Origin of the sequence: Microvirga vignae, from assembly GCF_001017175.1 — a bacterium.
Lineage (GTDB): Bacteria > Pseudomonadota > Alphaproteobacteria > Rhizobiales > Beijerinckiaceae > Microvirga > Microvirga vignae.
Genome location: NZ_LCYG01000074.1, coordinates 19,812 through 28,755 on the forward strand (window position 1 = coordinate 19,812; position 8,944 = coordinate 28,755).

8 protein-coding genes are annotated in these 8,944 nt (G+C 59.7%); 6 read left to right on the plus strand and 2 right to left on the minus strand.

The window, feature by feature from the left end; translation table 11 throughout:
- Window positions 1-44: 44 nt before the first annotated feature.
- Window positions 45-1,103: an ABC transporter substrate-binding protein gene (locus AA309_RS24665; protein ID WP_047191682.1), complete on the minus strand. Its 1,059-nt coding sequence runs from the start codon at window positions 1,101-1,103 to the stop codon at window positions 45-47.
- A 182-nt stretch (window positions 1,104-1,285) separates the two neighbouring features.
- Here AA309_RS24665 and AA309_RS24670 point away from each other — a divergent pair, with 182 nt between their 5' ends.
- From AA309_RS24670 to AA309_RS24695, 6 genes are all read left to right on the plus strand, one after another.
- The gene (locus AA309_RS24670) at window positions 1,286-2,182 is read left to right on the plus strand and encodes an isocitrate lyase/PEP mutase family protein (RefSeq protein WP_047191683.1); all 897 of its coding nucleotides are present in this window, start codon (window positions 1,286-1,288) and stop codon (window positions 2,180-2,182) included.
- 87 nt (window positions 2,183-2,269) lie between these two features.
- Window positions 2,270-3,421, plus strand: a complete 1,152-nt coding sequence (locus AA309_RS24675) for a 2-methylaconitate cis-trans isomerase PrpF family protein (RefSeq protein WP_084731606.1) — start codon at window positions 2,270-2,272, stop codon at window positions 3,419-3,421.
- 66 nt (window positions 3,422-3,487) lie between these two features.
- Window positions 3,488-4,879, plus strand: a complete 1,392-nt coding sequence (locus AA309_RS24680; protein ID WP_084731609.1) for an MmgE/PrpD family protein — start codon at window positions 3,488-3,490, stop codon at window positions 4,877-4,879.
- 7 nt (window positions 4,880-4,886) lie between these two features.
- On the plus strand, window positions 4,887-5,456 hold the full coding sequence (locus tag AA309_RS24685) for a chromate transporter (protein ID WP_047191685.1): 570 nt from the start codon (window positions 4,887-4,889) through the stop codon (window positions 5,454-5,456).
- Entirely contained in the window at window positions 5,453-5,983 is a 531-nt protein-coding gene (locus AA309_RS24690; protein ID WP_047191686.1) for a chromate transporter, read from the plus strand. Before AA309_RS24685 ends, AA309_RS24690 begins: the two co-directional genes overlap by 4 nt.
- 45 nt (window positions 5,984-6,028) lie before the next feature.
- A complete protein-coding gene (locus AA309_RS24695) occupies window positions 6,029-7,123 on the plus strand; it encodes an Ldh family oxidoreductase (protein ID WP_244470483.1) in 1,095 nt (364 codons plus the stop codon).
- 96 nt (window positions 7,124-7,219) lie between these two features.
- Here the strand turns inward: AA309_RS24695 and AA309_RS24700 are convergent, their stop codons facing one another.
- A complete protein-coding gene (locus tag AA309_RS24700) occupies window positions 7,220-8,407 on the minus strand; it encodes a 2-methylaconitate cis-trans isomerase PrpF family protein (protein WP_047191687.1) in 1,188 nt (395 codons plus the stop codon).
- Window positions 8,408-8,944: the final 537 nt, after the last annotated feature.

An 8,944-nucleotide genomic window follows, 5' to 3' on the forward strand; every position in this document is an offset into this window, starting at 1 on the left:
GGAAATGGCCGCATGGCAGACATGCGGCCATTCAGCTTTTCATCTTAGCGGACGCCGAAAACGGTGCGCCAATGCTCGACGATCTTCTTCTGCCGCTCGGGGGTCAGAATTTCTTCTCCGCTCACGACATTCGAGAGCTGAGAGGTTGCAGGGAGCTTGGAAAGCGGCGGGATGCCGTTCCGAGTGACGGACAGACCGCCATATTGCTGAAGGGCCTCCTGCCCTTCCTTGGTCATGAGCCAGTTGAGGAAGACACGGGCCGCATTCGGATGAGGCGCATTCTTTGCAACGAATGCCACGTTGGCCGAGGAAGTCGTGCCGGACTTCGGGTAGACGTACCCGATAGGAGCGCCGTCTTCGAGCAGCGGATTGAGAGGAAGATCGGTCAATTCTGCGACACGCACATCACCGCGGATTACCGCCTGGATGATACCGCCCGAGCCTTCGAAGAAGCGAACGTCGTTCGCCTTCAGCTTCTCGGCCGCATCGGGGAAGCCTTTATCCTCCCAGAAAGCCACGATCTGCTGGATCGACACTGACCGCCAGGGCGGATTCATGCCTACCTTGCCCTTCCATTTGGGATCAAAGAGATCCGCCCACTCCTTGGGAGCCTCGGAATCCTTCACGAGCCCCTTGTTCCAGATAATGGCCTCACGCGCATATTGCAGCGTGAAGAGCATGTTGTTCTGGTTCACGCCGGCAGGAAAGTTGGACAGTTCCGGTGGCGTCCACTGCGCCATCCAGCCCTGTTTCATGCCCTCGGTGACGCGCTCGTCCGGGAAGGTGATGAAAACGTCGGCGATGTGACGGCCGGAATTGAACTCAGTCTGAAAGCGCTCGATGAGCGGATTGCTGCCGAGGCGGATCTGCTCCGTCTGGATCTCGGGATATTTATCACGGAATTTCTGCAGCAATGGCTCGATGCCGTTAGGCTGCAGGTTGTTATAGAAGACGACCTTTCCCTCTTTCTTGGCGGCCGCCACCGTGTCGTCCCAAGACTGAGCCTTGACCGGTGAGGACAGGGCCGCCGCCAGAGCCGTGGCTGCAATAGCCCCACTCATGAGCCATGACTTGGCTTTGGAATACCAACTTGATTTCATCATTAGAGCGTTCCTCCGTAACACTGAGCAGAATTGTTTTCTCTTATGCGCTCTAAGGTAGGCTAGCAGCATACAGCGAACTGTCAACAGTTGACTAGGAGGCGTGGCCCTTATATATGACAATCGGAGCAGCAAACTCGCGGCTGGGGGCCAGCGCGAGCTTAGCGGACATAATGGCAAGCAGCATGTTTCAACAAAAAGCGACGTCGCAATCACCCTCTGGAGCCAGAGTTCGCCTGAAGCAGTTGGTCGAGCAGCGGAACGCCCTTCTTGTTCCCGGCGCCGCAAATGCTCTCAACGCGCGGATCATTGAGGATTTAGGCTTCGAGGCCGCCTATCTGACCGGCGCGGGCTTGGCCAACACTCATCTCGGCATGCCTGACCTCGGCCTCGTCAGCGTTACCGAACTCGCCGAGACTGCGTCGAGAATCACGGATGTGTGTTCGCTGCCGCTGATCGTCGATATCGACACGGGTTTTGGCAATTCGCTGAATGTGCACCGCACCGTTAAACTGCTGGAGCGCAGCGGAGCGGCAGCGCTCCAACTCGAGGATCAGATCTTTCCGAAGAAGTGCGGCCACTTCTCCGGAAAGGGAGTCGTGCCCCTGCCGGAAATGATCGGCAAAATCCACGCAGCACTTGACGCAAGGCAGGATGAGAATCTTCTTCTGATCGCGAGAACCGATGCAAGAGCCGTCGAAGGTTTCGAGCGGGCGCTTGAGCGGGCGCATGCCATGACGGAAGCGGGAGCTGACATCATCTTCGTTGAAGCTCCGGAATCGGTAGAGGAGCTGCGAGCCATCGGCCAATTACCGGCTCCGCAGCTGGCGAACCTAGTCATCGGTGGTCGGACGCCCCTTCTGACGATCGACGAATTGCGCGATCTCGGCTTTGCTGTTGCTCTTTATGCTAACGCAGCACTTCAAGCGACCATCCGCGCGGTGCAGGACGTCCTCGGGCACCTGAAGAAACAGGGCTCCTTATCGGGCGCTGAAGAGAAACTGGCGAGCTTTTCCGAGCGCCAACGTGTTGTCGCCAAGGAGGCCTTCGATGCCTTAGAAGCCCGCTATACCGGCAGCTGACCCGCCCTTTATATCGTCAGGCGCCCGTCATTAGCACGCACCAAGGCGGATCGAATTCTCAATATTGTCAAGCTATGAGGTTTTGACGTGACACAGGCACGGATTCGAGCATCCTTCATGCGCGGTGGGACGTCCAAGGCAGTTGTCTTTCGGCAAGAAGATCTTCCGGCGGATCGCCGAGAATGGGACGCCATCTTCCTGGGTGTGATGGGATCGCCGGATCCGAATGGTCGCCAGCTGGATGGAATGGGAGGAGGAATTTCGTCGCTCTCGAAGATCTGTGTCGTGGGCCCCTCGACTCGGCCCGACGCGGATGTTGATTACACATTCGCCCAGATCTCGGTGCGCGATGCTTCGGTAGACTTCAGCGCCAACTGCGGGAACATGTCATCTGCCATTGGGCCGTTTGCCGTCGAGGAGGGCCTTGTGCCGACCACAGGAGATGGCGAAGCCGTGGTCCGCATCCATAATACCAACACATCCAAAATCATCGTTTCGCGATTCCGCGTCGAGAACGGCACAGCCGTTGTCGATGGCGACCTGTCCATCGACGGCGTGGCGGGTTCCGCGGCCCCGATCCGTCTTGAGTTTACCGACCCTGGCGGAGCGAAGACCGGCCGCCTTCTTCCGTCCGGCTCCGCGCTCAACAGGCTTGAAGTTCCGGGCCTCGGCGTGATCAATGCATCTCTGGTCGACGCCGCCAATCCTTGTGTGTTCGTCAATGCGGCCGATCTCGGCAAACGCGGCGACGAACTCCCCGATGCGCTGGAGGCTGATCCGCTCTTCCTTGATAGGATGGAGGCCATCCGTCGAGCCGCATCGGTGCACATGGGTATTGCCAAGGACATTGATGAAGCGGGCCGGGTGCCAAGCATTCCTAAAGTCGCCATTGTAGCGGCTCCACGAGCCATGACGACTCTGTCCGGTCGCTCACTCACGCCTTCGGATATGTCCATTCTTGTGCGCATGATCTCCATAGGGCAGCCTCATAGAGCCGTGCCGATAACGGGCGCGCTTTGCCTTGCAGTTGCGGCCCGCATTCCAGCCAGCGTTCCGAATATTCTTGCGCACGCAACGGATGAGCCGATCCGAATTGCTCATCCATCAGGCGTTACCGTTGTGGACGCCAAGGTAAGCGGCACAGGGTCGACGGAAAGTCTGCATGCTGAATATGGAGCGGTTTATCGAACCGCTCGCCGCCTTTTCGAGGGAGCTGTTCTCTATAGGAAAGGTCGGTAGCTCATGGCATCCGCAGCGCGTCAGGGGACCAGATCGCACGAAGATCATGACCCTGCCAGCTCGAACATGACCCTGCTCTTCGCCGAGTCTCTTCTCCAGCTCTGGAACCAAGGCCTCGACGATGCCGAGAGCAAGGCCGCGCGGGAGCTTCTTCTCGATGGGCTTGCGGTTGCCGCCCTTGGTGCACGGGAACGCGGACCTCAGATTCTGGCGCAATTGGCTATCGAGACAGGAAGTACGCCGGTCGCAACGCTGATTGGACATTCGGCCCGTGTATCGGGAACGGATGCCGCGCGCGCCAATGGCGCTGCGATGCATGTCCTCGACTATGAGCCTATGTGGAACCCGGCGAACCACGCCTTGTCCACGACTCTTCCTGCCATTCTTGCTCTTACGGAGATGCTGGCTCGTCGGCACACAAGCGTCGCGAGCCGAGTTCCCTGCGCGATCGATCTCCTGACCGCCCTCTCCCTCGGAATCGAGGCGCAGGCAAGGTTGCGCCTCGCCTCGGGGCAGTTCGAACCTGCGCATCTGCAGTTCCACCCGCCCGGTGCAGTCGGTCCCATCGGAAGTGCGGTTGCGTGCGGAATGCTGCTGGGGCTCGATGCCCTTGGCCTTTCACATGCCATTGGCATCGCGGCCTCGCGGGCGGGGGGCATTCTGGCCAATGTCGGGAGCATGACCAAGGCGCTTCATTGCGGCGGCGCTACGGCAGCAGGACTTGAGGCAGCCGTTCTGGCTGCTCGAGGCTTCACGGCGGATGCAGATGCTTTGTCAGGTGCACGTGGCTTCGGCAAGGCCTTTTTCGGCAGTTCCTTTGCACCTGAATGGCTGACGAAGCCAGCGGGCAGGCTCCATGTCGTGGAGCCTGGGCCGGCATTCAAGTTCTATCCCAGTCAGTATGGCACTCACTTCGTCATCACCGCCGCGTTGAACGCGCGCAAGATGCTGCCACCCGATGCCGCTATTAAGCGCATTCGTATCATCTCGCCGCCGATGCCCTACGTACATCGCTCGGCACCTGCCACGGGCCTCGCTGGAAAGTTCAGTTTTCAATACACGGCTGCAGTGGCGATCCTCGATGGATCCGTGACTGTCCGCAGCTTCACCGATGAACGTCGCTTCTCGCCTGACCTCTGCGCATTGCTCGAACGAGTTGAGATCCAGGTCGATCCTGACCGCAAGGGACGCTTTGACCAGATGAGTCTCGATGTCGAGGTTGAACTCGACAATGGTCAGACCGTCAGCGGCTTCTGCGATGGCCCTCCGGGAATTTGGGGACGCCACGCCGAACCCGAGCGCCTCGTCGGCAAGGCACGGGATTGCCTGAGCGCTGTCCTCGCGCCCGACCAAGTTGAAACAACCATCGAAAAGGCGAGCCACTTCGACGAACTGGCCATCGACGATGTTCTGTCGATGCTCGACATATTGGCGAACCCGGCTGGGCGTAAAGCGTAGAATACCGATGCTGCAAGTCCCCACCTCCGAAACAGCCCCTCTCAAGCCGCACGTCGGATGCCGTGAACTCTTCATGGCGTTCTGCTCGGTCGGGCTTTCAGGCTTCGGAGGCGTCCTGCCCTGGGCGAGGCGCATGCTCGTGGAGCAAAGGCGCTGGCTGACGGACGAGGAATTCACCAACATCGTCTCTCTCTGTCAGTTTCTTCCGGGCCCCAACATCACCAACGTCTCGATCTGCGTCGGTGCCCGCTTCGGCGGATTCCGCGGAGCCATTGCGGCCGTTTCCGGCATTCTTTTTGTGCCGGTCATCATCGTCATTCTGCTCGCCATGCTGTATGACGCTTACGGGCACATCAAGCCGGTTCAAGATGCCTTTCGTGGAATATCCTCAGCAGCCGCGGGGCTGATCGTCGCCATGGCCCTCAAAATGGCCTACCCCCTGCACCGCAGTGTTCGCGCCATGGTATTCATGGCTCTCGCCATTGCGGCGGTTCTGATTTTGAAGCTGCCGCTCATCTGGATTCTCCTCACGCTGGTGCCGCTGAGCATCGCTGTTGCCTGGATGATGCGCCGATGAACGAACGTGGCATTCTGACCGAGCTTGCGATTCAATTCGGGCTGATCTCCCTGATCAGCATCGGTGGTGCCGTAGCGGTCCTGCCCGAGATGCACAGAGCTGCAGTCGAAGTTCATGGCTGGATGTCAAGCGAGACCTTTGCAAATCTCTTTGCTCTGGCTCAAGCAGCACCCGGCCCTAATGTGATCATTGTCACCCTGATCGGCTGGCATGTAGCGGGAGTTCCGGGCGCACTCATCGCGACCGTCGCCATGACAGGGCCTGCTTTCATTATGGCCTATGGCGCCTCGCAAGCCTGGGAGCGATGGCACAGGGTTCAATGGTACAAAACCTTCGAGCGCGGTGTCGTGCCAATCACCGTTGGGCTCATTGTCGCAAGCGGATGTCTCCTGACAAGCGCATCAGGATACGGTTGGGCGAACTATCTCATCACGGCGGCGACGGTGGCCTGTGTTCTGTTCACCCGTGTCAACCCGCTTATTGTCCTCTCGGGAGCGGCCCTGCTGGGCCTCACCGGAATGATCTGAGCCACGACCTTAACGTTTACAGTCAATCGCTTCACAGGATGGACCATGGCAAACGATATGTCAGCCCATGAAGGAACAGTCTATGCGAGAGCCGAGGACGTTCGGCGTTTCGTCACGGCAATGATTGCCGCCAATGGAGTTCCTTCCGACGATGCCCGGATTGTCGCGGAATGCCTTGTGAGAGCCGATCTCCGCGGTGTCGATACTCATGGCATTGCACGACTGCCAGGCTATCTCGATCGTGTCCGACGAAACCTGATCAATGCGCGTCCCGCGCTGCAGCCGAAACGCGTCTCTCCTGTCGCGTCTCACCTCGACGGTGATAACGGATTCGGTTTCGTGGTGGCCACACGCGCGATGCAGGAGGCCATGGAGATCGCACGGACAACGGGCCTCGGGCTGGTCTCCGTCAAACGGAGCACTCATTTCGGTATGGCCGCGAACTACCTCCTGCAGGCGGTTGAAGCCGGGTTCATCGCGCTGGTCTTCACGAATGCCTCCCGGTCCATGCCCCCATGGGGTGGTCGTGAAGCGTTGCTGGGAACGAGTCCGTTCGGAGCCGGCGCCCCAGGCGGCGACCATGGCCCGTTCATTCTGGATATGGCTCCGAGCGTTGCGGCACGCGGCAAGATCCGCAAGGCTCTCCGGCTGGGACAGCCGATCCCCCCTGATTATGCCCTGGATGCGGAGGGTCGGCCGACGACCGATCCGGCGCGCGCACTCGCGGGCGTCGTCCTGCCGATGGGAGGTCCCAAGGGATCGGGCCTCTCGATGTTGATGGATATCCTCAGCGGCGTCATATCAGGCGCTGCCTTTGCAGGAGACGTGGAGGATCAATACAAGAATTTCGAGAAGCCCCAGAATGTTGGTCACTTCTTCCTCGCCATCAAGCCGGACCTCTTCATCGGCATCGAGGAATATCGGGCTCGCATGGATGTGCTCGTCGAGCGCGTTCATTCCACGCCACGCGCGGAAGGTTTCGACGAAGTCCTGATGCCGGGCGAGCCCGAGGCGCGCCAGGAGAAACTGCGCTTGGCGACGGGCATTCCCTATCACAGGGCCGATCTGGATTCCCTGCTGAAGGAAGCGCGGGCGGTTCGACTCGAGCCTCTGACGACCTCTACCCTGCCGTTCGACTGATATCCCAAGCAGGATAACCGGGTTCAGCGCCTCTCCTGGAGGACCGATCGGATCATCGAGAGAGCGCTGAGCCTCCGGACGCGGATCCGAAACGGATCAAGCCAGTTGCCCGTCAGCTTCTGGCACGAAGACATATCCTTCCATGATCCGCCGGGCTGTCCGGCCAACGGTCGCACGCTGCACCGAATAGCTGTCGTTGGCGTGCTCCAGTTCAATCTCCGTTTCGATGACGCCGGCCGGGTGTCCGATCCTCACCTCACGCCTGTTTCGCAGCGCCGTGCGGGCCTCCGGCCGGGTCGCCTCGTGGACGATCGATCCCGGGATCTGACTCGCCACGCCGGTGCAGGCCGTACTCGTCGCTGCGTAGGTCTTGTGCATCTGCTGCATGAACATGAGGCGGGAGACAAGATCGACATCGCCAGCAGAGATGTCCCTGTCCCCTATCACGTCACGATAATCTGCAGGCGGGCTGATGATGGCGAGCAAGGGCGTCGCTGGGCTCTCCTCGCGCGCCAGATGAGGAGCCGAAACCATGCCCATGCGGGCGGCGGCGGCGCCTCGAATTCCCTCAAGGACAGTTGCAAGTTCCGCGTCTCGATCAATCTCGGCGGCCGTCTCAGTGCCTTTGAGACCGAGATCCCGCGCTCTCACGAAGACATGCGCGTTGCCGATGTCGACGAGAGAAACCGCAAGATCGCCGATGCCTTCCACCTCCAGACGATCGATCGGGTTTCCGGTCGGCAGCAACGCACCTGTTGTGGCCCCTGCCGTTTGGGCGAAATCGACCACGATCCTGGCGCCGGATCCCGGAACTCCCGGCACGATGTAAGTACCGCCTTCCACCGGGCGCCCCTCCTTGACCGGAACTTCGATCGAGAGAATCCGGTCGAGATTGGAGTTGTAAACTCTGACCTGCGTGATCGGTGAAACCGGCTCGACATATCCCTCGTAAATGGCAAAGGCGCCGACCGCAGCCGATATGTTGCCGCAAAGGCTGAGCCAATCAATTTCAGGATGCGCGATTCCGACCTGGCCGAATGTATAGGTGAGATGTGCCCCAGCGGCGCTGGGCACGCCAGCCCGTGGAGGACCGATGAGCGCGACCTTGCTTGTCAAAGGATCGGCTCCGCCGAGCCCATTGATTTGGCGGCGGTCCGGAGATCCGAAAATAGACAGGATCATTCGATCCCTCCCGTCTGGATCCACGGGCAGGTCAGCCTCCTTCAGGATGACAGCTTTGCTCGTTCCTCCCCGCATGAGAACACAACGGATTGCACGATCCATTCTCTTCCTCCCTGGCTACGGCGATTGTTCGCGCGAAAGGTGTAGACAGTCAACATCAGTGTCATGCGTATTGCTCCGGGGCATGAGCGGAATTGCAGCCCTCAATGCATCACTGCTCCTGCGAATGTCCCTGGCCTTCCGCCGGATTGCTTCGCAGCAGGCGGCAGAACCTCGAGGTCAGTATCTGCAAGTCCATGTCTGCAAGAAGGCACCTCAACGACGTGCCTTTCAGATTTTTCCGGCTCGTACGCGTATTGCCGCCTCACCAATCCTCATCCTGAGGGGCTGCATCAGTCGGAGCCGGCTCTGCTTTCATGAACTTGTCGAGAGGCGGCCCGGTCAGGAAGATGTCATCCCGGGCCTCGGCGAACCTTTGCCGGATCCGCTTTGATGAGGCGCTCCCTAGGCAAACCGTGGCTTCAATGCTTGACTAGGTGACGTATCACTCTTGGGAGCGCGGATGGGAGATCAATTGTCTGTCGAGTTGGAGCTTGTTGATCGATCAGCCGGCATTCCGCTGAGCGAAGCCGTTTATCG

Excerpts from the sequence above, each read along its gene's own strand:
- AA309_RS24685 (WP_047191685.1), top strand. The coding sequence starts at position 4,887 with ATGCTGCAAGTCCCCACCTCCGAAACAGCCCCTCTCAAGCCGCACGTC.
- AA309_RS24665 (WP_047191682.1), bottom strand. The coding sequence starts at position 1,103 with ATGATGAAATCAAGTTGGTATTCCAAAGCCAAGTCATGGCTCATGAGT.
- AA309_RS24695 (WP_244470483.1), top strand. The coding sequence starts at position 6,029 with ATGGCAAACGATATGTCAGCCCATGAAGGAACAGTCTATGCGAGAGCC.
- AA309_RS24700 (WP_047191687.1), bottom strand. The coding sequence starts at position 8,407 with ATGGATCGTGCAATCCGTTGTGTTCTCATGCGGGGAGGAACGAGCAAA.
- AA309_RS24670 (WP_047191683.1), top strand. The coding sequence starts at position 1,286 with ATGTTTCAACAAAAAGCGACGTCGCAATCACCCTCTGGAGCCAGAGTT.
- AA309_RS24690 (WP_047191686.1), top strand. The coding sequence starts at position 5,453 with ATGAACGAACGTGGCATTCTGACCGAGCTTGCGATTCAATTCGGGCTG.
- AA309_RS24680 (WP_084731609.1), top strand. The coding sequence starts at position 3,488 with ATGACCCTGCTCTTCGCCGAGTCTCTTCTCCAGCTCTGGAACCAAGGC.